This window comes from Microbulbifer maximicatervae (SeqCode) (assembly GCF_052467505.1).
Map to the genome: position 1 here is coordinate 3,595,514 of NZ_CP174313.1, position 26,056 is coordinate 3,621,569.

The following is a 26,056-nucleotide window of genomic DNA, read 5'->3' on the forward strand; positions in this document are numbered from 1 at the left end:
AGCTATCAATCCTCTAATTTTAGAGCTGTGAAATATGCAAGCCGCTATTATCAGGTCTTATGGCAGCCCCATCGAAATTGCACAGATGCCTAAACCTTCACCGGATAAAAATAGTATTTTAGTAAAGGTACAATCGGCCAGTATCAACCCCCTCGATAACTGGGCAATATCGGGGGCTTTACAAAACGTAATGCCTGTAAAAATGCCGCATATTGTCGGGTACGATGTTACTGGGAAAGTAGTAGAAATTGGCAGCGCTGTCAGAAATTTTAAAATTGGCGATCTGATATTTGCACGCCCCGATACAAATCAAGCGGGTACGATTGCCGAATACACTTCAATCAAAGCAATGGACGCAGCTATCCGCCCCTGCAATCTTTCCAACAATGAGTGTGCCGCTTTCCCTCTCTTGGGTTTAACAGCCTGGCAATCTCTCATTGAAGTGGGAAAATTACAGAAAGGGCAAAGAGTTCTTATCCACGCTGGCTCCGGCGGAGTCGGTACTATCGCTATACAAATAGCGAAATATATTGGCGCCTTCGTTGCCACAACCACCAGTGATGCCAACTTTACATTAGTCAAACGACTCGGTGCCGACACTGTTATCAATTATAAAACCGAAAAATTTGAGGAATTACTCGAGGATTATGACCTTGTACTCGACTCTTTAGGCGGAGAAGTATTAGAAAGGTCTGCCAAAGTTCTTAACAAACATGGTCTATTAGTATCAGTCTCCGTCAAAGCTAAAGGGGCAGATACCTTAATTGAAAAGATGAGGCAGCGTCTCCAACTAGTCTATTCATGGCCAAGTGGCACTACTCTCGCAGAACTTGCTTCATTACTTGAGAAAGAATTTTTGAAACCGGTTATTGATAGAGTCTACCCCATACATGAAACTCAAGCCGCACTCGACTACCTAAATAAGGGAAGAGCCAAAGGTAAAATAGTTATTGATGTGTTGCAGGGTAAATAAACGATAGTATAGGATTTCAACCTAGACTCAAAAAAACTGGAGCCCTAGTGAAACGGATATTTCTATTTTTGGGTACCCTGATTTCTGCCGCCAGTTATGCACAAAATATAACTTTGGCCGAAGCTGCTCTGGAGCGAACCTATCATAAGGTACGCTACGATCCTGCTTATGTGTCTATTCCCTATCCAAATGGAGATTTGCCGGCTGATACCGGTGTTTGTACCGACGTAGTGATTCGATCATATAGGAAGCTGGGGATCGATTTGCAAAAAGAAGTTCACGAGGACATATCGGGTCATTTTCAAGCCTACCCATCTAAACGCATTTGGGGACTTTCCAGGCCAGATAAAAATATTGATCACCGGCGAGTACCCAATCTACAGGCTTTTTTTACTCGCAAAGGACAATCACTCTCAATAAGTGACAAGGCAGAGGATTATCTACCAGGGGACATCGTTACCTGGATGCTGCCCGGTAATTTACCACATATCGGTATTGTGACTGCGAAACGCTCTCTAAAGACCAACCGGTACTTGGTCGCACACAATATCGGGGCTGGATCCGTGCTGGAAGACATGCTGTTTTCCTTTAAAATTACCGGGCATTACCGATACAACGCAGGTCAGGCAACCGAAAAGATTGAGTAGCGAAAAAACTACGCTATTGCCAAGCGATTACGGCCTTTCTTTGACCGGGATATGGAGAAACATTTCTGCTGTCGGGCTGGTAACCTGATATCTGGGTGGGTACAGCTCAAAGTCTGGCCTCTCAATATAGTCGTAATTGGACTTTGGCAACCAGCTTCCCCAAATATACTTCAATGTCTGTTCCAGGGTGGTAATAGATCCGCGGTGAACAAATTTTGCATATAGCTGCTCCGGTAGTTCCCGCGCCACCATACCCTCGGGTACCTGAGTCAGGTCGGCAACCGGCGCACAGCAGACATACTTAAACTGAATTTCATCATCCGCTTCCTCATAACATTCATAGATACCAAAAGATTCATCGCTGATACGATTGGGGATTTTATCCCTGTAGGGCCGAAATGCAGACCAGAGCTTTGGCAAGCTGAGATTTTCATGGTCGTATTCCTGCGCTACCCCCACCAATTGCATCGCTGGCCGCGAAATAATTTGTGGCTCCATGGACAACTCATTTTGCAAGAAGTGCAGCATATGAGGGCTAAATTGATCCTTATACAACAACCGAAAAGGATCCTGCTGCTTTCGATACTGTGCCGGGGTTACGTTAAATAAAGCTTTAAACGCGCGAGTAAACGCTTCTTGGGAGTCAAATTGGCACTCCATGGCAAGCTCAAGAATACCAATATCTTCACTCAACAACCTCTTTGCGGCGACGGTCAATCGGCGCTTACGCAAATACTCTTTCGGTGAGTCCCCCACTAATGCCTTAAAAATACGGCTGAAGTGGTAGGTGGAGTAATGAGAGGCAGCAGCAATTTCGTGAACAGAAATTTTGTCATATAGATGCTGCTCTACGAAGTTAATACTTTTAAAAAATCGCTGCATGAGAGGCTCCTTCACTGCCAGTCTACGTTGGGACGGTGAAATTTTCGAACAATACCTTCCCGGTTTAGTATGCCTTTAAATTAAATTCGCTCACTAGTGATAAAAAAGCGTAAATGGGCAAATGCTTTGTCCCTCAAAGGAATAATCGCCTGGTAGGCTGGATCATTAAAGAATGCATAGATCGCCTCCCGATCCGGAAAAGATACCACAACAAATGCCCTTGGTGACCGCCCCCCGTACAGGGCCTCTTCCACATCATAAGAAGCAATAGGCACCCCCCCATACTGTTGCATTAATTGCGGTGCCAGACCACTATACTGCTGAAGAGCCTGCAATTCCTGTAAGTTTGGTGAAGACTCTATATGTAAAAATACTGGTAACAAAGTAATAACCTCTTAAGTGTAAATAAATTTTAGTTGCTTAACTAAGAGCTTCTAATGACTAACTTTGAGAGGCTACTCGCCTATGCCAAAAAACCAGAAGTGGAACTATCGCAAGCTCAATAATCGTAGGGGGTAAGACCTGATCATCCACCAATCCAAATTCCAGAATATTGCTTAAGCGGCCCAGACCGCCAATAAAGAGGGATAAAGCCACGAAGTAAAACAATGCTTTATGTTTTTCGATATTGCTCAGGAAATACAGTAGAACCAATCCCTGGGCAAAGAAAACACCAAAGGCAAATCGATATTGATTATCCCCAAATCCTCTCAAGGGGCTATCCGGGCCAAAAATCATAGCACCACCACTCAGGGCAGCACTGCCATTCAGCCCTCCAAATGCACTGATACCACCGGGTACAAAACAGATCACCGCTAGCGCTACCACTAACAATTGGAAAATTTTTCTTTCTATAGAACTCACCTGATTCATAGTGTCACCTTAGTTTTCCGTATTTGGAGTGATGACCTAATCATATTGGCCAGTAAGACCCTATTTTTGATATTTCTTGCGGTCTTGGTATCCCACTAAGACAGCAAGAAATGTCAAAAGACGAGGCGCTTAACCGCTTATCTTTCTCTCCAACAGCCGGGCATATCCATATCCGGGCACCAGTTCCCAATATCCACAGAGACAGAAAGATGATTAAGAGTGTTTTGATTACCGGAGCGAATGCAGGCTTAGGCAGGGAATGCGCCAAGCAACTGGCGGAATACCAGCAGATTAACAAGATCTATCTCGGCTGCCGCAATCTGCACAAAGCCAAGGAAGCCCAAGCCGATCTGGTGTCGGTAACAGGCAGGAATATCTTCGAAGTATTGCTGATCGATGTCGCGGATCAACAATCTGTGAAAGAGGCAGTTAAGAACCTGGACTCCCCAGTTGATGCGCTGGTTATGAATGCTGGCGGTACCGGGGGGAAAGAGTTTTACGACAAGACCCCCGAAGGAGTCACACAAATTTTCGCCGTCAACCTGCTTGGGCATGCTCTACTGACTAACGAGTTACTGAAAGCCAATAAATTAACCCAGACTGCTATCTATGCCGGCTCCGAGGCCGCTCGCGGCGTAAAAGAGATGGGTATGAAGCGACCAGACCTGAAAAGCGCCTCTGTGGAGGAATTTATGCAGATCTGTGAAGGAAAGCTCTATGCCAGTACCAAAGACGCTACGGTACCCTATGGTCCGATAAAGTATATGGGCGCCCTATGGATGTCTTCCATGGCACGGGAATTCCCCCATATCCGCTTCGTAACCATGAGTCCCGGGGCTACGGTAGGCACAGAGGGCTTCAATACACTGTCGTTATTCAAGCAATATATGATGAAGGGCATGATGCAGATTATGCTGCTACTTGGCAAAGTCCACAAAGTAGAAATAGGCGCCAAGCGCTATATCGATGCCCTACTGGATACAAGATCCTTCCGCACAGGTATTTTTTACGGCAGTGAACGCGGATTGACTGGACCTCTTGGTGAACAGCGGAAGCTTTTCCCTGACCTGGACAACCCTACCTATCAGGACAATGCCAAAACGGCGATCAATCGCTTTATCTAATGAAAGTTCGCATCAGGGAAGGGCCCTGTACACCCTTCCCTGCCCCCAAGTTAACTCCACCGATACCGCTTGTTTACCTATACTTGACTGTTAAATACTTACTGCTAAAAACAGCCAATGTTTCGGGTAATCTTTTCCCTGCTGTTGTTAATTCCCCTTGCCCTGACTGCTGCTGAAGATGTGGCTAAAGCAACTCCCCTGCGGCTGCTGGATCCAGCAACTGTGGATAAGTTCGTCAATGAACTGCCAATACCCGCAGAAATCCGCCCTCAGGGCTCAGCCTCGATTAAACTACCCGCCCGCCCCACTGAAGTTTGGATGGGGCTACGGGATAAGGAAGGCAAACGTTTAATGACAAAAGCCTGGGGTTTTGAATATGCAGGTCGCATCCACTCTCCTGGCCCTACTATTCGCGCCCGAGAAGGCCAACCGGTATTTGTACACTGGGCCAATGAGCTACCGGGTCCGCATCTATTTCCTGTGGATCGATCCATTCACCTCGCCGACGTAAAAGATCCAAAAGCTGTACCTATGGTTATCCACCTTCACGGCGGGCATACAGAGTGGAAAAGTGACGGCAACCCCCTCGCTTGGTACACCCGTAATTATCGTGAGACGGGACCATTATTTGAGAAAAAGATTTACGAATACGACAACTCCCAGGATGCCGCCACTATCTGGTATCACGACCACACCCTGGGCATGACGCGCCTTAATGTTTACGCAGGTCTATTCGGTTTTTACCTGGTTGGCGATGACAATGAAGACCGTCTGATACAGGAGAAGCTGCTCCCCGCAGAAGAGCGCACTTTTGTAGCCGCTATCACAGACAGCTTATTTAGCTCGGATGGGCAGCTGTATTTTCCTGGCTGGAGGGACCAGCCTCCATCACCGGTTTCCCATGAGGTGGTTAAGACCAATTGGCCCAATCCGTCCCATCTCGACGAATTTTTTGGCAATTTTATTCTGGTAAACGGTATGACCTGGCCCAAAGTCAGTGTCACTCCACACGTCTATCGACTGCGATTACTCAACGCATCCGATACCCGCACACTGATACTCAGGATCGACGAAAATACACCCTTTGTACAAGTCGGCGGTGACGGCGGATTTCTCGATTACCCTGTAAAATTGAACGAGTTGATATTGGCACCCGCAGAGCGAGCAGATGTTTTAGTAGATTTCAGTGGTTATGAAGAGCGTGAACTGACACTGCGGAACTTTGGGCCGGATGTCCCTTTTAAAGGATTTGTAGAGGCCAATGATCCAAAGAGTTCAATTCCACTTGTCTATAACCCGGATGGTAAACGCGTATTAAGCGATGGGCGCGGCGGCATCATACCAGCTACCGATCCAAATACTACAGGCCAGATCCTACAATTCCATATTGCTTCAACATCGACAAAGACCCCTTCTAATAAACAGAAATCAGAGATTAAAAATACCATTGGAGATTTAAAACTCAGCCTAAATACTCCCTTACGCACCCCACTTAATAGGCTTAACCAAGCCAGTCGCACACGACAACTTGCCACCTACCGGTTAGACGATCCTTACGGCCGTAACTTGCTGATGCTAGGTCCAGTAAAGGAGGGCTCCCTATTTTTTGAAGATCCTACTACAGAAATAATCCAACACAACGCCGTTGAGATCTGGGAAATATACAACCCTACAGTATCGGCTCATCCAATCCATATTCATCTGGTGGAATTCCAGGTACTGGATCGCCAGCCTTTTAAAGGAAAACTTATTGCCAAGCAGCAGAAATTTATGCATACAGATAAGATATTTCAGGGTGCACGCCTGGAAATAGAATCTCTACAGGGAAAACCCCTTCCACCACAACCAGAAGAAAGCGGCCCCAAAGATACGGTCATCGCCCTTCCTGGCCAAGTAACACGGGTAATAGCCCGCTTCGACCGCGAAGGCCTTTATGTATGGCACTGCCATCTACTCTCCCATGAGGATTACGATATGATGAGGCCGTTTAGGGTGTTGGCACCAAAACATTCTGCCAACGATTAATCTTCTTCACGAACGAAGGACACTATCTCGAAATATAAACTACGTAACAGAGGAGCTCCTTGCCATGCTAATTGGGCTCTTCTAAAGACTTAATCTTTATTAGAAGAACATCTAGAGAAGGTTGCTCGGATATTGATCATAGACAAAATCTGGATAGCTTAAGGCTCTACTGCATAAGCAATACAGCGATATATCTATACCAAGTTTGAACCGGCCACAAATTTCACGTTAATAGATTACAACAACCTAAATGTGAAGAGATAGTAAAGCTAGCCACAGCAAAGCCCAACACCGGGGCATACCTTTGTACATGCAGGCGATACGGAAAATCGAATAACCTGATGATCACTTTTATTTACCTAATCGGCAAAATTTAATAACCGTGGGGGTTTCATAATTTTGCGACTACAACGAAAATACCGTCACATAAAGTATGCTAGTAACAACCACAGATAAGCCACCCTGTCACCTTTGGCCAAAAATGACCTGCCTGTTGTTTAATAGCCTTGAGGAAGGGTTCTTTTGAAAAAGAAAAAATCATACCTGGCAGATTTTGTAAAGTTTAGTATTTTCGATTTGTACATGAGGGAAGTTAAATGAAAGGTTGCAAGAAACCTTCAAGGAGCATATTTAGCAGCGGAATTTTCTGCATTGCATTAGCACTATCCGCATGTAGCGGCGGCGGGGGATCTGGAAGTAACGACACAACAAATCAAACCACTACGGAATATAACATAACCACGAGCCTTGGCGATGGAGGGGACATTGAGCCGAAGTCTGTAAAAGTGGGGCCAGGCCGCAATGCTCAATTCAATATTACATTAGATGAAGGATATGTAATCGAGTCTGCAGCTGGCTGTGGTGGGAACTTGGTTGGAACAACTTATACCACAAGTGTTATCGCCGACGATTGTGAGATCTCTGTTATTTTTAAACAAGAGTTTTTTAGGGTGACGACCGTCGCAGGGCCTGGAGGAAAGTTTCAATCTGATTCTCTGATCGGTAAAGGATCTATATCACTACACCTAATCCCAGACTCTGGATATGTAATTGACCAAGTTAGCGGCTGCTCCGGTACACTAGATGGCAATATTTATAAGACAGGTCAATTAATAAAAAATTGTGAAGTCTCAGCCACATTTAAACGAGGAACAACTTTAGATGTATCTGTTGAGCCAACGAAATCATTATATTTCACTTGGGTCGATACTCCTGGCGCCTCTCACTATAAATTACATGAAAATGTAGATGGACAAACAGGGTTTGTTCAAGTTGGCGAAGATATTACTCAGGGAACACAAAACTACAAGCATATTGTTCCTCTCTTCGCACGTGTTAACGCCTCATATTTCTTAGAAATTTGTTTTGGGCAGGTTTGTGAAAGTAGTAATACCGTATACGTAAGAGACTTATTAGCTAATGGTATTGGAGAAATATATCCAGAGAATTATGACCCTGTAGATGGCTACCTTTGTGACATGCAAATAAGCTCAGATCACTCAACCTTGGCAATTAGCCCATGCACCGAGAGTAGTTCTGCTGCAGGTATCAACAGTGATAGTAGTGATGAATCTTTTTCGCAAGCCGGAGCCGTGTATATCTTTTCTCTTAAAGACGGAGAATGGTTACAAGAAGCATATATAAAGCCAACTCACCCAGGTAATTATGATCACTTTGGTTACTCCATCGACCTTAGTGCAAATGGTTCTAGGTTAGTTGTTGGAGCTCCTGGTGAAAATAGCTTATCAACAGGCATCAATGGCGACAGCAGTGACGATTCAGGTTCAAGCGTAGGAGCAGTATATATATTCGAGAGGGAGCATTCAATCTGGTCACAGGTCGCATATCTTAAGCCCGATATAGCACCACCAAGTAATGAAAGAAGGTATTTTGGTAGATCAGTTTCAATCAATGATACTGGAACCCGAATTGCCGTCGGCTCTCCTTTTTCTGAAGGGCATGAAAGTGCAACAGGTAATGTTTATATTTTTGAACTAGTGAGCAAAGCTTGGGTGCAGTCTACTAAGATTTGGGCTAAAAAGAGTGACTCGCTGGATCAATTTGGTGAAAGCTTAGAGTTTGACTCATCTGGTAACATCCTGCTGATTGGTGCAATAGGAGAAGACAGCGCATCAGGTGGGGTAAACGGTGATGAGAGCAACAATTCAGAAAATAGCTCAGGAGCTGCGTATATCTTTAAATACGACGGAATAGAATGGTTGCAAAGAGCATATTTAAAACCAACTAGAGCCCGTGAATATGAGCATTTTGGAGAATACCTAACTATAAGTGGCAACGGGAAGTATATCGCCATTGGCTCTAAGGAAGAGAGCAGCCGGTATCAAAGCGCCGGAGCAACATATGTATACCATTTTGATGGAGAGACGGCTTCACAAGCTGGGCTTTTACGAGCATCCAATCCCGATGAATATGATAAATTTGGAAGCAGTGTAAGCCTGAATTACGATGGTTCAAAATTGCTTGTGAGTGCTCCCGGTGAGGATAGCTATAGCAGTGCATTTTCAGGGAATCAAAATCACAATTACTATAAACTTGATGCTGGTGCACTCTATCTCTTTTCGCGGGAGGGCAATAGTTTTACTCAATCATCCTATATAAAATCTAAAAATGTCGATGAGTTTAAGATTATAAACTCCATTATTAGCCAACATAATGAGTCGATATTTACAGATGCATATAAACTAAACCAGGAAGATAGAGGGCGGCCTCTGATCTTAGTCTATTGATTTCCCACTAGTGGCAAAAAGCTCATGAAGAGTATAGAAACGATAAACTTTAATTATCAATGATAGAACTTGATACTTATTATGTAACTGGCGTCCAGTATTTCAGCCGGTTATCCTCAGTGTTCTGTCATTACTTAATCTCTTGCCAGAAAAGAAGTACTAGATACTATCTTCAACTGGCAGTTCTTTTCTAAGTGATTGATTAAGGTAATTCAAAACTAAATGCAGGAATTCACATCAGGACCATATATAGTCCTGATGTGAATAAATCAAAACCGCACTCAGCAGGGCACCAAAGCCTTAGCCACACGGGAGTTAGTCTCCCGCCCCAGCTGTTCAGAAATAAAGTTCCCAGCCTCTGCCAGCAACTGTAAATCCACGCCGGTTTCAATACCCATGCCATTGAGCATATAAAGTACATCCTCACTGGCAACATTACCGGAAGCGCCGCGGGCATAGGGACAGCCCCCCAGGCCGGCTACGGCGGAATCTACTACTGCGACACCCATTTGTAAGGCCGCGTAGATATTGGCCAGTGCCTGGCCGTAGGTATCGTGGAAATGCACCGCAAGTTTTTCCACAGGCACGCGGGTCATTACCTGCTCCAGCATACGCTTGGCGGATTCCGGGGTGCCGACACCGATGGTGTCGCCGAGGGAAATTTCGTAGCAACCCATTTCCAATAGAGCGGCACTAACTTCTGCCACTTTGGCCGGATCAATATCGCCTTCATAGGGGCAACCAAGTACGCAGGATACGTATCCGCGCACGGGTATACCGTCTTGCTTCGCTTTTTCCACCAGTGGACGGAAGCGCTCAAGACTCTCAGCAATACTGCAATTAATATTTTTCTGGGTGAAGGCTTCTGAGGCTGCGCCGAATACGGCGACCTCATCCGCTTTGGCTTCCACTGCACGCTCATAGCCTTTTAAGTTTGGCGTGAGCGCGCTGTAGATAACTCCGTCTTTGCGCTGGATACCCGCCAGCACTTCCTCGCTGGCGGCCATTTGCGGTACCCACTTGGGGCTGACAAAACTGCCGGCTTCAATAACCAACAGCCCACTGGCACTGAGCTTGTCCACCAGAGCGATACGGGTCTCCACAGAGATAGGCTGCTTTTCATTTTGCAGCCCATCGCGGGGGCCCACTTCGACGATTTTGACCTGTTTGGGCAAAGTCATTATTGCTCCTCCCCGGCAAAATCCACCAGCAGACTACCGCCATCCACTAATTCACCTTCGGCACAGAAGAACTGCTGCACGGTGCCGGCGGCTGGAGCCCGCAGGGTGTGTTCCATTTTCATGGCTTCCATTACCAGTAGCGGCTGGTCTTTTTCCACCGTAGAGCCGGGCTCAACCAGCAGCGAAATTATGGTGCCGTTCATGGGGGCATCGAGGCCGTGGGCCTGGTCATTGCTCTCACCGATATCCGGTGGCAACAGCTTGAATTCCACCTGGGTGCCATCGATAAATACAGCACCGCCATCGCGGGTATCCACGGCGGAGAAACTCATGCGGCGGCCATCCACCAACATCAAGTCACGTCCCGGGAGCAGGCGAATCTCACCGCTGTTTTGTTCCTCAGGCAAGGCATCGCAAGTCCAGCGCAGACTATCGCCCTCCGCAACAAAGCGAATTTGAGCGTGCTGGCCACGGTAGTCCACCGTCTGGGTGCGACTGCCAGCCAGAGCATTGCGCCAGTTATCACCATTGTGCCAAGGAGAGAAAGGATCCCGCTGAGGTGCGCTATTGCGCAGATCGCGCTCTTCACGCTGCTGCAAATAACCGGCAATAGCAGCACATTTCAGCGGCGTCAGTGTCTGCTCCTGGTGCAGTACTTCCGCCTCGTAGTCCTCGATAAAGTGCGTCGAAATACAACCGCTGGCAAATGCCTGGTGATTGATCACTCGGCGCAGGAATTCGATATTGTGGCGCACACCGGCAATTTGATAATCACGCAGTGCGCGATCCAATTTGGCCAGGGCTTCTTTGCGGGTGCGGCCGTGGCAGATTAATTTGGCGATCATCGGGTCGTAATGCACGCTGATTTCATCGCCGGTCTGCACACCGGTATCCACTCGCACCCCCTCGCCTTCCGCCGGGGGCTGGTGGCGCACCAACACGCCCGTTGCCGGCAGGAAATCATTGTCCGGGTCTTCGGCGTAGATCCGCACTTCCATGGCGTGGCCGTTGATCTGCAGCTCATCCTGGCTCATGGGCAGGGTATCACCAGCGGCAACTGACAGCTGCCAGGCCACCAGGTCCTGGTCGGTGATCATTTCCGTCACCGGGTGCTCCACCTGCAGGCGGGTATTCATTTCCATAAAGTAGAAGGCACCGCTGGCATCCAGCAGAAATTCCACCGTGCCGGCCCCCACGTAACCAATCGCGTGGGCCGCGCGCAGGGCCGCTTCACCCATGCGGGCGCGCAGCTCCGGAGTCATGCCCGGTGCGGGAGCTTCTTCCACTACTTTTTGGTGGCGGCGCTGCACCGAGCAATCCCGTTCAAACAGGTAGACGCCATTGCCCTGCTGATCACAGAACACCTGGATTTCCACATGGCGGGGACTCACCACATAGCGCTCTAGCAACATAATGTCGTCGCCAAAGGCATTCATGGCCTCACGCTTGGCAGCGGCCAGAGCTTCGTGGAATTCATCGGCACTGTCGACACGGCGCATGCCCTTACCACCGCCGCCGGCAGCAGCTTTCAGCAATACCGGGTAACCGATGCGATTGGCATGGCCTTCCAACAGCTCTTCATTTTGATTGGTGCCGTGGTAACCGGGCACCAGGGGCACATTGGCCTCTTCCATAATACGCTTGGCTGCGGACTTGGAGCCCATCGCCTCAATCGCGCCGGTGGGTGGGCCGACAAAAATAATGCCGTTGCTATCGCAGGCGCGGCAAAACTCGGCGTTTTCCGACAGGAAGCCATAACCCGGATGGATGGCATCGGCACCAGTCTGCTTGGCAGCACCCAATACTTTGTCGATATCCAGATACGAATCCCTGGCCGGGGCCGGACCCAGGTGCACCGCTTCGTCCGCCATCTGCACATGCAGAGCGTCGGCATCCGCATCGGAATAAACGGCGACAGTGGCCACCCCCAGGCGGCGCGCGGTCTTGATAATGCGACAGGCAATTTCGCCGCGATTAGCTATTAACAGTTTGCGAATCATAAAAATTACCCTTCGCTACCATTCATCCAACTGGGTGCACGCTTTTCCAAAAACGCACTCAACCCTTCCTGTCCTTCCGGCGACACACGCACGGCAGCGATCAGCGCGCTGGTCTGGCCCTGCAATTCATCGTTGATAACCCGGTTGGACATGGACATAGCCAGTTGCTTGGCCATGGCGACTGCCTTGGGGCCATTGTCGGCAATGGCATTCACTAATTTCTGCACATGCAGGTCCAGATCAGCCTCGGCACAGACTTCGGATACCAAACCGATCTGTTCCGCGCGCTCGGCGGGGAAACGTTCCGCTGTGACAAAGTAACGACGCGCATGGCGAGTGCCGATAGCATTGATGACATAGGGACTGATGGTGGCGGGCAGCAACCCGATTTTGACTTCGGACAAACAGAAGCTGGCGCGCTCAGAGGCCACGGCCATATCGCAGCAGCTCACCAGGCCCACGGCCCCGCCAAAAGCGGCGCCCTGTACTCGCGCAATAGTGGGCGCAGGAAAAGTGTCGAGCTTGTACAGCATGGCGGCGAGCGCAGCTGCGTCGCGGCGGTTTTCCTCTTCTGAATAAGTCGCCATGCGCTTCATCCAGTTGAGGTCGGCTCCGGCAGAAAAGCTCTTGCCATTGGAGGCCAGTACCAACACACGTACAGCGGGGTTTTGCGCCAGGGTGTCAAAGGTGGTGGCCAGCTCGTGGATCAGTTCATCATCAAAAGCGTTGTGGATTTCCGGCCGGTTCAGGGTGACCGTGGCCACGCCCTCGCTATCCACTTCGCACAGCAATTTATCGCTCATTGTAATTCCTCGATTGGGGCGTCTATCAAAAGCGGCACCGGAACATTTCGCTGGCGCCGCAACCACGGTTCCTTACATGCGGAACACGCCGAACTTGGTCTCTTCCGGTTCCTTGTGGCTGGCCGCCGCCAGGCACAGACCGAGCACGCGGCGGGTATCCGCCGGATCGATAACGCCGTCATCCCACAAGCGCGCGGAGGCGTAGTATGGGTGCCCCTGGTGTTCGTAGTTATCCACAATCGGCTGCTTAAACTGGCGCTCTTCCTCTTCGCTCCAGGATTCACCCCGGGCGGCCATCTGGTCGCGCTTCACCTGGGCCAATACGCCAGCAGCTTGTTCACCCCCCATAACCGAAATGCGCGCATTGGGCCACATAAACAGGAAGTTGGGATCGTAGGCGCGGCCACACATACCGTAGTTACCGGCGCCGAAAGAGCCGCCGATAAGGATGGTAATTTTGGGCACCTTGGCGGTAGCGACAGCGGTCACCATCTTGGCGCCGTGTTTGGCGATACCGCCCGCCTCGTACTGCTTGCCCACCATGAAACCAGTGATATTTTGCAGGAAAACCAATGGAATCTTGCGCTGCGCGCACAACTCAATAAAGTGCGCGCCCTTCTGCGCACTCTCCGCAAACAGGATGCCGTTGTTGGCAACAATTCCCACCGGGTAGCCCTGGATACGGGCAAAACCGGTTACCAGGGTGGTGCCGTACAACGCTTTAAATTCATCGAACTCAGATCCGTCCACAACCCGCGCGATAATCTCGCGCACGTCAAACGGCTGGCGCGAATCTTTGGGCACCACGCCGTAAATGTCTTCCGGTGGATAAATCGGCTCCACAGGCTTTTGGATATCCAGGCCAGGATTTTTGATACGGTTCAGGCGAGCTACAGAGCGGCGCGCTAACTGCAGGGCGTGTACATCATTATTGGCGTAGTGATCGGAAACCCCGGAAGTGCGACAGTGCACCTCGGCACCGCCAAGTTCCTCAGCGGAAACTTCTTCACCGGTGGCCGCTTTCACCAGGGGCGGGCCCGCCAGGAAGATGGTGGCCTGCTCTTTCACCATAATGGATTCGTCTGCCATAGCCGGCACATAGGCACCACCGGCGGTGCAGCTACCCATAACCACCGCGATCTGCGGAATATTCTGTGCAGAGAGATTGGCTTGGTTAAAGAAGATGCGACCGAAGTGCTCACGGTCTGGGAAAACGTCGTCCTGGCGCGGCAAATTAGCACCACCGGAATCCACCAGGTAAATGCACGGCAGATTGTTCTGCTCGGCGATGGTCTGCGCGCGCAGGTGTTTTTTTACTGTGAGGGGATAATAGGTTCCACCTTTTACAGTGGCATCGTTAGCCACTATCACACAGGGCTGACCGGAGACGGTGCCGATGCCGGTAATAATACCCGCGGCCGGAACATCCTCACCGTAAACCTCGTGAGCGGCCAGCTGGGAAAATTCCATAAAAGGGCTACCCGGATCGAGCAGTGCATCGATACGGTCCCGTGGCAATAACTTTCCTCGCGCCAGGTGTTTTTCCCTTGCGCGCTCGCCGCCGCCCTGGGCGATGGCTTCCACTTTCTCACGCAGGTCTGCCACCAGCGCCTGCATCTGCTCGCGGTTTTCGCCAAAGGCGGCATCGCGCGTGTTTATTTTGCTCTGCAACTGATTCATAAAGTCCGATTCACTTTCCCGGAGAAAAGACCTCCACAGGGCGCAGCTTATTGCCGCAGTGCCCGGCTGGAGACAGCTGCCGCCGGCAGGCGCCGGCGGCGAGAAGAAATGCCCAGCCTTAGCGGGTCTCTTTAAACAGCTCGCGACCAATCAGCATACGGCGCACTTCAGAAGTACCCGCGCCGATTTCGTAGAGCTTGGCATCGCGCAGCAGACGACCAGTGGCGTACTCGTTGATGTAGCCATTGCCTCCCAGTGTCTGGATAGCCTGCAGGGCCATCTGTGTTGCGCGCTCCGCAGTAAACAGGATTACAGCGGCGGCGTCCTTGCGCGAGTCCTCACCGCGATCACAAGCCCGGGCCACAGCGTACAGGTAAGAGCGGCTGGCATTCAGGTCAGCGTACATATCGGCGATCTTGCCCTGCATCAGCTGGAACTCACCGATGGCCTTGCCGAACTGCTTGCGCTCGTGAATATAGGGAACCACCACATCCAGGCAGGCCTGCATAATTCCGACAGGGCCTCCAGAGAGAATCGTGCGCTCGTAGTCGAGACCGCTCATCAATACGCGTACACCGCCGTTCAGTTCACCGAGGATATTTTCTTCCGGCACTTCACAGTCTTCGAACACCAGCTCACAGGTGTTGGAACCGCGCATGCCCAGCTTGTCGAGTTTCTGCGCCTGGGAGAAACCGGCAAAGCCGCGCTCAACAATAAACGCAGTGATACCACCGGAGCTGATGCCCGGCTCAGTGCGAGCGTAGATCACATAGGTATCGGCATCGGGACCGTTGGTGATCCACATTTTATTGCCGTTCAAAACAAAGCGATCACCGCGCTTCTCGGCGCGCAGTTGCAGACTTACCACGTCGGAACCGGAGTTGGGCTCACTCATGGCCAAGGCGCCTACATGTTCACCGGAACAGAGCTTGGGCAGGTACTTGAGCTTCTGCTCGCGGGTACCATTTTTACGGATCTGGTTTACGCACAGGTTGGAGTGGGCACCATAGGACAAGCCCACAGAAGCAGAGGCGCGGGAAATCTCTTCCATGGCCACAGCGTGTGCCAGGTAACCCATATTGGAACCGCCGAACTCCTCCTCCACGGTCATGCCCAGCAGACCCAGCTCGCCAAACTTTTTCCACATATCCGCTGGGAACAGGTTGTCTTCATCGATCTGCGCCGCGCGTGGGGCCAGCTCCGCCTGGCAGAACTTGTAAACCATGTCACGGAGCATATCGATGTCTTCACCGAGACCGAAATTCAGGGTTGGGTAGGAGGTGTTCATAACGGCTCCATTGATATTTAAAAATGTCTTTAATTCAAATAACCGCCTTGGCGGCTGTTCAATACCACATGAGGCAACTGCGTCACTCTTGGCACAGTGCCGAAATCTGTTTAGGAAACGCTGCTGTCATCGCTTTGCGCCAGGGACTCACGGGCCCTGGATTCAGCTTCATCCAACTCTTCCATCAGGCTTTCGATATCCCGCAGTTGCTGTTGTAACTGCAGACGCTTTTGCGCGATGCGCTCCAATAGACGGTGCAACTGCTCCACATTGCCGTGGGCCGGGTCGTACATATCGATAATTTCACGGCTCTCATCCAGGGAGAATCCCAGCCGCTTTCCGCGCAGGATCAGCTTTAGGCGCACACGCTCTTCGGGACTATAGACGCGGGTCTGGCCGCGACGCTCCGGATTGAGCAGGCCCTTGTCCTCATAGAAGCGGATGGCGCGAGTAGTGATATCGAACTCCCGCGCCAGCTCGGAAATGCTGTAATTATGGGGCTCCATTTGGCTTGCTTCTGCTTTCATAACGACTTCCTCAAGATGCCATCAAGCCTAGCAAGAGTTTACGTTAACGTAAACGTAAAGCACGCGCCAAAAAAGAACCCTAAGGCACTTCCAGTCACTTAGCCCACGGGGGTCCTGTGGGGAGTAGACTCAGCGCCGAGCAGCTGTTGTAGCTGATTGTTGAGAAGTTTTTGATAGGAAGGGGTTAGGCCAGTCACCTCCAATGCCCAACCGGCACCGTGGTGCTCAATTCGCCCCACCAGGGAACTGTCTTCAAGAAGTTCCGGGTGCAAAAACAAGCCGCGGGACTGGTTGAGTAGCTGATCGGCACAGAAATCCGGACTCTGTGGCTGGGATGGGACTACCGCCAGAGCCAGCTTCAAACCGGTCGCACGGCTAACGCTCTGCATCTCCCGCAGCAATAAACCACAGCAGACTGCGCGGAAGGCCGCATCAGTTCCAGAGAAATCCAGGCCGATCTGTGGCCCAGCGCAACTCAGGGGGGTGGCACCGTATATGCGCTGCAGCAAACGCATACGTCCATCTAGCTCCCGCTGCAAACCCTCCAGGGCGCTGCGACTTAACTGGTTGCCCAACTGCGCCCAGTTGAGGGGGCGAAGATAAAGCCCAACGCTGGGCTCGGTAACTTCAGCTACAGCTTGAGCAGACTCAGTAACTTGTGCGGGCAATTTGCGCTCCCGGGACAAGCTACCGGTAAGCAGGGCCGCAGCTGCACTAAATGGCAGGGCAAAAACGAGGGTCAGCAACAAGCTGGCCCAAGGGAAGGTAACGGAATTACCGGGCTCAAACGCTACGGTAATATTGCCGGCAATACTATCGTGCAGGACCACTGGCTCGGTGATCGTCTCCCCCTCTTTCAGGTCCCCCACTTCGGCCAGGGAATTCGATTCCACATCCTCAATTAAAATGCCAGAAACCATTGGAAGCTCCAGCAGTTGGCGAGCGATCAGCTGTAAGCTGATACGATCCCCGGCCACAATACTCTCCAGGCTCTGCCCCGCGAGAATAGTTGCTGCCGCCTTCGCGGTAACTCTGTCTCGCTCTATCTGGCCGGTGCGCTGCTGACCATAAAAATGCCCCAGTGCCGCCGCACAGAATATTGCCAGTGTTAGCCAGATAACCAGTGCCAATAAACGCTGGCGGGCGCGTTTGGACAACTGTGCTAATTGAGCCGGTATTTTGCGAAGAATAGATACAATGGAAACTGACATAAACGGCGGCAGACATCTTGCGTATTGTTTTTTTACTATTGCCCCAGCTGTTTTGGAGCAGCGAGCATTTTAACGGTAGGCACCAAAATTGTGCATACCCAATTAATTCCTGAGCGATTGGTAAAGCAGACGGCGAAATAGTTCAATTCAACTCGCACAATTCGAAAAGGAATTTTACTCCCCATTCGAACTGAGCCCATTAAAAACCCTGCTGACCGGCAATCAATGAAATTAAAGCCCGGCAATTTTAGCGAAGAATCTCATAAGAGCTATAATGCGCCGGACATTTAATTCAATCGGGACAGAGCTTATGGGTGATCAAATAAATTCACAGGAATTCCACCTCTCCCTGAAACAGATTTCCCAGGCTCCAGGAAGTGGCACCCTGCGCTACCTGAGCTATCGAGATCAAGTCGCCAAGCTCGGCCTGGAGTATTCCGGTGTAGCCCCTTTTCCCGGTGAGGCTACGGACTTTACCCCGCCCCCCGAAGAACCGAGTGCACTTGAAGCCATTTGGTGTATCACCCTGCTGAGCCCCTCTGCCTCCCTATCCCAACTCCAATACCTTCTGCGATTTTTTGATGAACAACAGTGGAGCCTATTCGCCGCTGATACTTTGGCACAAAGACGCGATCGCACCGTTATCCGCTTCCAAATTGATGGCGACCTCGATTTTGACAGCGCGCGCCTGGCCTGCCTTGGAGTGGCCGATGAGTTGGGAGTAGACCTAACAATCCAGGCTTCTGTTACCCAGAGAGTGCCAAAGCTGGCGGGCTTTGATATGGATTCAACCCTGATTGATGCTGAAGTCATTGACGAGCTGGCAAAAATTACTGGTATCGGTGATCAGGTTGCCGCCATCACCCAATCTGCCATGGCAGGGGACATAGATTTCTGCGAGAGCTTTAAGCGGCGTATGGCCCTGCTAAAAGGTTTTTCCGAGCAGCGTTTGGCAGAAATTGCCCGGGAATTGCCGTTAAAAGAAGGGGCCTATGAGTTACTGGCAGCCTTGCACGCACTGGGCTGCAAAACGGCACTGCTTTCCGGCGGCTTTACCTACTTCGCGAAATTCCTGCAGCGAGAGCGCCTGCCCCTGGATTATATCCATGCCAATGAACTGACATTTGCCGAAGGGGTCCTCACCGGAGAAGTAGTGGAACCCATTATTGATGGCGATCGCAAACGCAAGTTACTGCAGGAAATTGCCGGAAGCTTAGATTTGGCACTGGAAAGTGTGGTCGCTATGGGTGACGGCGCCAACGATATTCCCATGTTGAATTTAGGGGAAATGGGTATCGCCATTCACCCCAAGCCCAAGGTGAGGCTACAGGCCCCCCAGGCCATCAATCTGTTTGGCCTGGACGCCGCCCTCTACTTATTTGGTCTCAATGACCAACAAATTGCCAAGCTCGGGGTATAACCCGGCTTAGCTCTTAAAGCATCGCGTGAGGAAAAGGGAAACTCGGCCGCTTGTTGTGATCCGTGCAAGCACTGGGCCCGGGTTTCTGCCCACAACTGGCAAGAAAAAGCCCCAGGACAACTATTAGTAAAGCCCGTTTATACATAGGTGCCTCCCTTCCTGAGTAAAATCTCTGGGCAGCAGAGTACGCAAAGGCAATCCATTTGAACAGCCGTTTAATGATTTTTATGCCAGAAATCTGGCGTATTAATCACGCTATCGTACCAGTTCACTTAGCCATAAAAACAAACTGAAAGAATGCCCATAAAAAATATTTTGTGGAGCAAACTTTAGCATTAGCCAAAGTGGAAAGGAAAAGAAAGGGTAGAGTTGTCGCAACTCTCATATTGACCTATAGGAATTGCGACAACTGGGAAAAGAGAGCGATTAACTCTCTTTTTTACCGTAAATAACCAGGCTATTTACTTTTACCGTCAGCGGGTGATAACCCACCTTGGCGCGCTCAAAAATGCGTGCAGCCACGTCTTTTTTACCGGTCTCAACCATATTGCGATATAGCGGGCGCAGGAACTTGTTGCGGCCGATACTGGTGAGGAAATTCTCAAGGCGCTCGAAGGCCGGCTCGTAGTCGTTGCGCACTGCGATCATCAGCCAGCTGAAAGCCACCTCGTTATTGCGGGATTCGGTCAGGCCAAAGGCGCCGTCCAATTCCTTCAACTGAGCTTCCGTCAGTTTTTCCGGCATACCATCGAGGAAGTACTTCCACTGGTGGAAAGTCCAGCCTTTGGTATCGATATCCTTCGCCGCCAGTTTGCCGTCCAACCACTGTTGACGCACTGGATCCAATTTAGTGAAGGCATCGGACTTCGGATGCGGCGCACCTTCGGGAATACCCGGATCGAAGATCCACTGAAGAATGCGATCGCGGTCCAGCTTGTCGGCGTGCTCAACCAACAGGGTCTTGTCGAGATACTTGACGAAATCCTCGGTAGTGATGCTCTGGAAGGAGAAGTGGTTGAAGTACTCCATCAGGAAGCGGTCAAACGCTTCGCGACCTACTTTCTGCTCCAGCTCATACAGGAATAGGGAGCCTTTCTCGTAGGGAATATTGGAGAAAACTTCATCGGGGTCACGTCCGCGCAGGTCGATCGCCATAATCTCATCGCGGGGCTCTCTATCAGCCAGATCCGCTTGCAGATCGTCATAGCCCAGGGCCATTTCCATCTGGTAGCGCTCATCACCGTAGACGAACTGCATGATGCGGTTAGTCAGGTAGGTGGTGAAACCTTCATTCAGCCAAAGGTCGCGCCAGCTGGCATTGGTCACCAGGTTACCGGACCAGGAGTGGGCCAGTTCGTGGGCAATCAGGGCTACCAGGCTCTTATCGCCGGCGATTACCGTCGGAGTGATAAAGCTAAGGCGCGGGTTTTCCATACCACCGAAGGGGAAGCTGGGTGGCAGAATCAGCAGGTCGTAACGATCCCAGTGATAGGGACCATACGCCTTTTCGGTCACTTCCAGCATGGATTCGGTATCGGCAAACTCCGCCGCTGCAGATTCCAGCATGGAGGGCTCGGCGTAGACACCGGTGCGCTCACCCATGGGCTTGAACTGCAGGTCGCCAACCGCCAGGGCAATCAGGTAGGAGGGTATGCGCTGGGGCATTTCAAACTCGTAGACGCCATCTTTGGCCGCCTGCGGGTCATTGTTCGCACTCATGACTGCGCGCAACTCTTTCGGGGTGCGTACAGTGGCATTGTAAGTGATACGAACTTTCGGGGAGTCCTGCAGCGGAATAAAGCTGCGCGCGTGAATCGCCTGGGCCTGGGTAAACAGGAACGGATGCTTTTTACCCGCAGTCTGCTGAGGCTCCAGCCACTGAACGCCGGAGGCGCCCGGCGCTGTACGGTAGCGGATAGTAATGCTGTCGGCATCTTCCGGCAGCTCAATATTCAGCGGAGTGCCCAGGTGACTGTCTTTCTCGCCCATGGAGAATTTTACTGGCGCGCCATTAGCGGATACAGAAACCACTTCCAGTTCGCGGGTATCCAGTACCATCGGCAGGTTCTTGTCGTTGAGACGCTTGAAGTCCAACTTGGCTTCACCTTCAAGAACCTTGCGGGAGAAGTCGACAGTCAGGTCCAGATCCAGGTGTTGCACCTGGTAATCATTGCTGTTGGCAAAAGAGTGGTAATCCACTCCGGACTGGGGCGCTTTTTCAACACCCGGCTTCTTCTCGATCACAGCGGACGCCTTCATCGGCGCGCTCGCACTGTCTACTTCGGCCTTGGAAGGCTCCGACTTGGAACAGCCACCGGCAACGGCAAGGCCGCCAACGATCAGACTGGTACACAGTAAACGGGGCAACATGGGTCTACTCCCTGAGTTCAGCTTTTCAATTTGCGCCACAGGATACCTGACAGAGCGCAGATGAGAAACGACAGGGGACTCTGCACCCGCCGTAAGGGGGCTCACTGATCACCCGCTCGAGCCACGGGTACCGACGGTCATGCCGCGTTTTGCCAATAAACCAGATTAATGTCTCAGTTTCGTCGCCTTAGGACGAATTTCATGACTAATAGCAGCGAGGGAAGAAAAATACTGACCGGGAATTAATACATCGTTCACTTTCCAGATTCAGACTGCGGCTCTTTTATAACAAGCACTATAAGGAGAACCCCATGTCTCTGTCCCGGAGGCGGTTTCTACAATTTTCCGGCGCAAGCCTGGCGGCCCTGCCCCTACTGAAAGCCTACGGTTCCGGCCAAGAGCCCTTCCAGCACGGCGTAGCCAGCGGTGACCCCCTGGCAGATCGCGTAATTCTCTGGACCCGTATCACTCCGTCCGCCGATCCAGAATTCCAATCCATGGTGCCCTACACCTGGCAGGTCGCTCTGGACCCGGAAATGGCCATGGTGGTCAATAGCGGCAGCGGTATTACCGGGCCTAATGTGGACTACACCATCAAAGTGGATGCCAGCGGTCTGCAACCCGGCACCAGTTACTACTACCGCTTCTACTCTAACGGTATCGACTCGCCCATAGGCCGCACTCGCACACTGCCCATCGGCCATGTGGATAAGCTGCGCTTCGCGGTGACCAGCTGCTCCAACTATCCCATGGGTTATTTCAATGTTTACCGGGAAATTGCCCTGCGTGCAGACCTGGATGTGGTACTGCACCTGGGAGATTACATTTACGAGTACGGACCCGGTGGCTACGGTACCGGCACGGGCCTGGGGCGAGAGCCAATCCCCGCCAAGGAAATGGTGGATATCCAGGATTACCGCCTGCGCTACGCCCAGTACCGCTCCGACCCGGATTTACAGGAGGTACACCGCCAACACCCATTTATCTGTGTCTGGGACGACCATGAAACCACTAACAACGCATGGGCTGGCGGTGCTGAGAACCACAATGTCCAAGATGGCGAGGGCGACTGGTTTGTACGCCGCTCGGTAGCCAACCAGGCCTACTTCGAGTGGATGCCCATCCGCGATAACGGCATCTTTGATCTATTTGGTGACAGGGCCATCTACCGCAGCTTCCGTTTCGGCAACCTGATGGACCTGATGATGCTGGATACCCGCATCGCCGCGCGCTCCGAGCAGGCCAACTGGTTCGATCAGCAGACCGCCGACGACCCGGAGCGCAGCATCCTTGGTACCCAGCAGGAACAATGGCTGCACAACAGCCTGACCCAGTCCCAGTCGGATGGCGTGCGCTGGCGGGTATTGGGGCAACAGGTAATGATGGCGCAACTCACCCTGGCTCGGGATTTGTCTGTGAATATGGACCAGTGGGATGGTTACACCGCATCCCGCGAGCGTCTGTTCGACCACATTGCCGACAATAATATCGACAATTTTGTCGTCCTCACTGGAGATATCCACAGCTCCTGGGCCTGGGACCTGGCCAGCAATCCTTTCAGCATCTTGAAATACGGGCGCCTGACCGGACGCGGTGCCCTCGGCGGTGAGTTTGTCACTCCCGGAGTAACCTCCAGCTTCCTGGACAAATCCCACCTGACGGATATTGCAGCGATTGCTATGGACGGGTTAATACCACACCTCAAGTGGGTGGAGATCACCCAGCGCGGTTACCTGTTAATGGATGTTTCCCACTCCCGCGCCAAGGCCCACTGGTATCACGTGGATACAGTCACCAGTCAGAATTACAACGCCAGCCTGGCAAGGATTTATAAGCAGGAAGCGGGGCAGAACCATATCCAGCGTGCCTGGAGTGAAAGCACAGCTGATGAGTTGGTACCGGCACCGGCACCGCAGTACGGCGCCCTAGCGCGCAATACCATCGCCGCCCTTCGCAGCCGCTACAACGTCTGATTTGCAGGCAATAAAAAACCGCACCCCTGTTAAGGCGGTGCGGTTTTTTAAAAGCTTACAGAGAGAAATTATTCGAGACTGAAATCGAAGTTCATATCCTCCGCCGGCGCCTGCACATAGTACCCCTGAATATAATCAGTACCGGTCTGCCACAAAGTCGGCAGCATACTGGCCTGCTCAATATGGGGCACTATCACCTTGGTATCCGCCTCACCCAAGCGCTGTACCAATCCTGCCAGGGAGTCACTGCTCTCGCCTTCATCCTGGACCTCGCGCACGAAGGAGGGATCGATCTTGGCGATATCCACTTTCACATGCTCAAGAGCCTTGAACGGATTGAGTCCGGTGCCGAAATGACAGACCGAAACGCGACAACCCAATTGCTGGACCTGAGTGGTAAAGTCCCGGGCCGCGTGCAGGTTGCTGTTGATATCCTCCTGACGCAACTGGAAGATCACCGTTCCCGGCGCAACCTTGGCAGCTTTGAAGGCAACCCCCAGCCAGCCGGGTAAGCTGCTGTCCACCAGTGAAGCAGTGGTGATATGCAGCACCAAAGAAATATTCTTGCCCTCAGCCCTGGCGGCTGCGGCGGCCTTGATCGCGGTAATAATTACCCAGCGATCCATTTTCGCCGACAGGCCCGCATCGCCGAGTTCCTGCAGGAAGGCCAGCGGCGCCAGCTCTTCCTTGTCATCGAGCATACGCACCAATACTTCGTACAGTTGCTCACCAGTTCCCTGCAAACTGAGAATTGGCTGATAGAGCAGCTTCAGGCTGCCGGCCTCCAGCGCCTGAACCACTCGTGCACGGTGATAGGTATCGGCATCGGCGCCACCTTCAGTATCCGGCTCGTAGAGCGCAAAATTCCCACCTTTCTTTTCTTCACCCTGAGCCTGCTTGTGAGCAGATAGCGCTTGGTCCAGCACCTGTTGCGCACCGCTGGAGGCCTCACTCATCAGGGAAATACCAATAGAGGCGGTAATTTGCAGGGTTTTGCCATCCGCATCGAAAATGGTGTCGGAAATCTTCTTCAATATATCCTGCGCGCGTTGCTCAATGCTGTCCGGAGTTGTATTCGGGCTGAGCAGGCAGAAAGCATCTTCACTGTACCGGGCCAGGGTATCGCCACTGCGTTGACAGGATTTGAGTAATTCCGCCATACCTTTTTGCAGGGCGTCGGCGCCGGCCACCCCAACAACTTTCAACACTTCATCTTCAAAGCGATCCACTTCTATCAGCATCAGACCGCCAGTATTGTGGGAGTCCGCTGCAGATTTGATGCTGGAATCCAGTACCTGCAGGAAGTGCTGACGGTTGAAAAGCCCGGTCAGCGAATCGCGGTTCTTGATATCGCTGAGCTGCGCTTCCAATTGCTCCGTATCCCCCCGGCGCGAGGCAATACGCACCTGCAGACAGCGCTCATCGTCGTAGGTGGTGCTGAGTACTTCTGCGCGAGTGGGTAGAGATTCGCCAGAGGCGGTCTTAGCGATAAATTTCCACTCTTTCGCCTCCAGCTCATTGTTGTCGATGGCGCAGCTTTTGAGGAATTCACGCCCCTCTTCCTGTTCACTTTCAGCCAGCATATCAATCAGTGGCTGGTATTCGATGTCCTCGCCAGAGTCGTAACCAAAGCGCTCTGCAAGGGAGTCATTGGCGTAGACGATCAAGCCATCAGAAATATAAGCGATGGCATCTTTAGAGCTATCGAGTAGCTCCTTGGCACGGTTAAGGGTCGCGTGATAGCGGCTGTCGTGTAGGCGAGCTTGACGGCGATTGGCGAGCGCCCCCAGCTCCCGCTGTATCACAAAGAGAAGGTGCTGGTCTTCATCCACCACTACGACATCGCGGGCTCCGAGCTTCAAACCTTCCACCACGGGTTGGGCACCGGTGCGCTCGGTCAGCATAATTACCGGGACATCTTTTTGCAGCTTGCTGATGGTGCGCAACGCCACTGAGGGGGGCACCTGAGTACTGCTTTCAGCCGCGATCACTAAATCCCAGGTTTTATCCTGGAGCAGGCGGTTAAACACAGCCTCGCTGGCCACATGCTGTGCTCGGTTGGGACGGCCTGCGTTGTGCAGCATACTCACAAGGCGCTGGGCTTCCGACGGGGTATCGTGAATCAGGAGAAGTCGTATTGTGTCGTTGCTACTCATTATTTGCTCTATTTTTTTAATGGCGGCACACAGCTACCGCTGGTGGTAATTTTAGGGGGCGTAGAGGATCGCGCACAAGAGCAGATAAAACTGGTACTTGTGACCTAAATCACACAACACTCTCCACTAAAAGCTTCCACCTTTTTTTATTTGCGAAGCCAAAGCCACCAATCAAA

General features: G+C 51.6%; 19 protein-coding genes. 7 read left to right on the top strand and 12 right to left on the bottom strand.

Going from position 1 to position 26,056, the window contains the following annotated elements; genetic code table 11:
* The first annotated feature begins 34 nt into the window (after positions 1-34).
* Together ACJJIN_RS15955 and ACJJIN_RS15960 are read left to right on the top strand one after the other, a co-directional pair.
* A complete protein-coding gene (locus ACJJIN_RS15955; RefSeq protein ID WP_444895367.1) occupies positions 35-973 on the top strand; it encodes an NADP-dependent oxidoreductase in 939 nt (312 codons plus the stop codon).
* A gap of 47 nt (positions 974-1,020) precedes the next feature.
* Positions 1,021-1,620, top strand: coding sequence for a DUF1287 domain-containing protein (locus tag ACJJIN_RS15960; protein ID WP_444895368.1), 600 nt, complete (start codon positions 1,021-1,023; stop codon positions 1,618-1,620).
* Positions 1,621-1,647: 27 nt separating this feature from the next.
* Here the strand turns inward: ACJJIN_RS15960 and ACJJIN_RS15965 are convergent, their stop codons facing one another.
* The 3 genes from ACJJIN_RS15965 to ACJJIN_RS15975 form a co-directional block, all read right to left on the bottom strand.
* A complete protein-coding gene (locus ACJJIN_RS15965; protein WP_444895369.1) occupies positions 1,648-2,502 on the bottom strand; it encodes an AraC family transcriptional regulator in 855 nt (284 codons plus the stop codon).
* An 80-nt stretch (positions 2,503-2,582) separates the two neighbouring features.
* Complete coding sequence (locus ACJJIN_RS15970) at positions 2,583-2,885, bottom strand: DUF1330 domain-containing protein (protein ID WP_444895370.1); 303 nt, start codon at positions 2,883-2,885, stop codon at positions 2,583-2,585.
* A 58-nt stretch (positions 2,886-2,943) separates the two neighbouring features.
* On the bottom strand, positions 2,944-3,375 hold the full coding sequence (locus ACJJIN_RS15975; protein WP_444895371.1) for a DUF4345 domain-containing protein: 432 nt from the start codon (positions 3,373-3,375) through the stop codon (positions 2,944-2,946).
* A gap of 110 nt (positions 3,376-3,485) precedes the next feature.
* Between ACJJIN_RS15975 and ACJJIN_RS15980 the strand changes: the two genes are divergently transcribed.
* From ACJJIN_RS15980 to ACJJIN_RS15990, 3 genes are all read left to right on the top strand, one after another.
* Entirely contained in the window at positions 3,486-4,499 is a 1,014-nt protein-coding gene (locus ACJJIN_RS15980; protein ID WP_444895372.1) for an SDR family NAD(P)-dependent oxidoreductase, read from the top strand.
* A 117-nt stretch (positions 4,500-4,616) separates the two neighbouring features.
* A complete protein-coding gene (locus ACJJIN_RS15985; protein WP_444895373.1) occupies positions 4,617-6,524 on the top strand; it encodes a multicopper oxidase family protein in 1,908 nt (635 codons plus the stop codon).
* 596 nt (positions 6,525-7,120) lie between these two features.
* Positions 7,121-9,271 carry a hypothetical protein gene (locus ACJJIN_RS15990; protein WP_444895374.1) on the top strand — a complete coding sequence of 717 codons (2,151 nt, stop codon included), beginning with the start codon at positions 7,121-7,123 and terminating at the stop codon, positions 9,269-9,271.
* 281 nt (positions 9,272-9,552) lie between these two features.
* On the opposite strand, the gene ACJJIN_RS15995 is transcribed toward ACJJIN_RS15990, so the two are convergent.
* The 7 genes from ACJJIN_RS15995 to ACJJIN_RS16025 form a co-directional block, all read right to left on the bottom strand.
* Entirely contained in the window at positions 9,553-10,452 is a 900-nt protein-coding gene (locus ACJJIN_RS15995; RefSeq protein ID WP_444895375.1) for a hydroxymethylglutaryl-CoA lyase, read from the bottom strand.
* On the bottom strand, positions 10,452-12,452 hold the full coding sequence (locus tag ACJJIN_RS16000) for an acetyl/propionyl/methylcrotonyl-CoA carboxylase subunit alpha (RefSeq protein WP_444895376.1): 2,001 nt from the start codon (positions 12,450-12,452) through the stop codon (positions 10,452-10,454). Before ACJJIN_RS16000 ends, ACJJIN_RS15995 begins: the two co-directional genes overlap by 1 nt.
* A 5-nt stretch (positions 12,453-12,457) precedes the next feature.
* Positions 12,458-13,255: an enoyl-CoA hydratase/isomerase family protein gene (locus tag ACJJIN_RS16005; protein WP_282934596.1), complete on the bottom strand. Its 798-nt coding sequence runs from the start codon at positions 13,253-13,255 to the stop codon at positions 12,458-12,460.
* Between the two features lie 72 nt (positions 13,256-13,327).
* On the bottom strand, positions 13,328-14,935 hold the full coding sequence (locus ACJJIN_RS16010) for a carboxyl transferase domain-containing protein (RefSeq protein ID WP_371838961.1): 1,608 nt from the start codon (positions 14,933-14,935) through the stop codon (positions 13,328-13,330).
* Positions 14,936-15,053: 118 nt separating this feature from the next.
* Complete coding sequence (locus tag ACJJIN_RS16015; RefSeq protein WP_444895377.1) at positions 15,054-16,223, bottom strand: isovaleryl-CoA dehydrogenase; 1,170 nt, start codon at positions 16,221-16,223, stop codon at positions 15,054-15,056.
* Positions 16,224-16,333: 110 nt separating this feature from the next.
* On the bottom strand, positions 16,334-16,750 hold the full coding sequence (locus ACJJIN_RS16020; protein WP_444895378.1) for a MerR family transcriptional regulator: 417 nt from the start codon (positions 16,748-16,750) through the stop codon (positions 16,334-16,336).
* Between the two features lie 98 nt (positions 16,751-16,848).
* The gene (locus tag ACJJIN_RS16025; RefSeq protein ID WP_444895379.1) at positions 16,849-17,961 is read right to left on the bottom strand and encodes a hypothetical protein; all 1,113 of its coding nucleotides are present in this window, start codon (positions 17,959-17,961) and stop codon (positions 16,849-16,851) included.
* Positions 17,962-18,271: 310 nt separating this feature from the next.
* Here ACJJIN_RS16025 and serB point away from each other — a divergent pair, with 310 nt between their 5' ends.
* Positions 18,272-19,381 (top strand): phosphoserine phosphatase SerB, encoded by a 1,110-nt coding sequence (gene serB, locus ACJJIN_RS16030; RefSeq protein ID WP_444895380.1) that lies wholly within the window; start codon positions 18,272-18,274, stop codon positions 19,379-19,381.
* Between the two features lie 426 nt (positions 19,382-19,807).
* On the opposite strand, the gene ACJJIN_RS16035 is transcribed toward serB, so the two are convergent.
* Positions 19,808-21,751, bottom strand: coding sequence for a M1 family metallopeptidase (locus ACJJIN_RS16035; protein ID WP_444895381.1), 1,944 nt, complete (start codon positions 21,749-21,751; stop codon positions 19,808-19,810).
* Positions 21,752-22,062: 311 nt separating this feature from the next.
* Here ACJJIN_RS16035 and ACJJIN_RS16040 point away from each other — a divergent pair, with 311 nt between their 5' ends.
* A complete protein-coding gene (locus ACJJIN_RS16040) occupies positions 22,063-23,724 on the top strand; it encodes an alkaline phosphatase D family protein (RefSeq protein WP_444895382.1) in 1,662 nt (553 codons plus the stop codon).
* A 68-nt stretch (positions 23,725-23,792) separates the two neighbouring features.
* Here the strand turns inward: ACJJIN_RS16040 and ACJJIN_RS16045 are convergent, their stop codons facing one another.
* Positions 23,793-25,880 carry a GGDEF/EAL domain-containing response regulator gene (locus tag ACJJIN_RS16045; protein ID WP_444895383.1) on the bottom strand — a complete coding sequence of 696 codons (2,088 nt, stop codon included), beginning with the start codon at positions 25,878-25,880 and terminating at the stop codon, positions 23,793-23,795.
* Positions 25,881-26,056: the final 176 nt, after the last annotated feature.

Bases quoted from the DNA above. Each gene is read 5' to 3' on its own strand.
- ACJJIN_RS15955 (WP_444895367.1), top strand. From the start codon at position 35: ATGCAAGCCGCTATTATCAGGTCTTATGGCAGCCCCATCGAAATTGCA.
- ACJJIN_RS15965 (WP_444895369.1), bottom strand. From the start codon at position 2,502: ATGCAGCGATTTTTTAAAAGTATTAACTTCGTAGAGCAGCATCTATAT.
- ACJJIN_RS15975 (WP_444895371.1), bottom strand. From the start codon at position 3,375: ATGAATCAGGTGAGTTCTATAGAAAGAAAAATTTTCCAATTGTTAGTG.
- ACJJIN_RS15980 (WP_444895372.1), top strand. From the start codon at position 3,486: ATGTCAAAAGACGAGGCGCTTAACCGCTTATCTTTCTCTCCAACAGCC.
- ACJJIN_RS15985 (WP_444895373.1), top strand. From the start codon at position 4,617: ATGTTTCGGGTAATCTTTTCCCTGCTGTTGTTAATTCCCCTTGCCCTG.
- ACJJIN_RS15990 (WP_444895374.1), top strand. From the start codon at position 7,121: ATGAAAGGTTGCAAGAAACCTTCAAGGAGCATATTTAGCAGCGGAATT.
- ACJJIN_RS15995 (WP_444895375.1), bottom strand. From the start codon at position 10,452: ATGACTTTGCCCAAACAGGTCAAAATCGTCGAAGTGGGCCCCCGCGAT.
- ACJJIN_RS16000 (WP_444895376.1), bottom strand. From the start codon at position 12,452: ATGATTCGCAAACTGTTAATAGCTAATCGCGGCGAAATTGCCTGTCGC.
- ACJJIN_RS16005 (WP_282934596.1), bottom strand. From the start codon at position 13,255: ATGAGCGATAAATTGCTGTGCGAAGTGGATAGCGAGGGCGTGGCCACG.
- ACJJIN_RS16010 (WP_371838961.1), bottom strand. From the start codon at position 14,935: ATGAATCAGTTGCAGAGCAAAATAAACACGCGCGATGCCGCCTTTGGC.
- ACJJIN_RS16015 (WP_444895377.1), bottom strand. From the start codon at position 16,223: ATGAACACCTCCTACCCAACCCTGAATTTCGGTCTCGGTGAAGACATC.
- ACJJIN_RS16020 (WP_444895378.1), bottom strand. From the start codon at position 16,750: ATGAAAGCAGAAGCAAGCCAAATGGAGCCCCATAATTACAGCATTTCC.
- ACJJIN_RS16025 (WP_444895379.1), bottom strand. From the start codon at position 17,961: ATGTCAGTTTCCATTGTATCTATTCTTCGCAAAATACCGGCTCAATTA.
- serB (WP_444895380.1), top strand. From the start codon at position 18,272: ATGGGTGATCAAATAAATTCACAGGAATTCCACCTCTCCCTGAAACAG.
- ACJJIN_RS16035 (WP_444895381.1), bottom strand. From the start codon at position 21,751: ATGTTGCCCCGTTTACTGTGTACCAGTCTGATCGTTGGCGGCCTTGCC.
- ACJJIN_RS16040 (WP_444895382.1), top strand. From the start codon at position 22,063: ATGTCTCTGTCCCGGAGGCGGTTTCTACAATTTTCCGGCGCAAGCCTG.
- ACJJIN_RS16045 (WP_444895383.1), bottom strand. From the start codon at position 25,880: ATGAGTAGCAACGACACAATACGACTTCTCCTGATTCACGATACCCCG.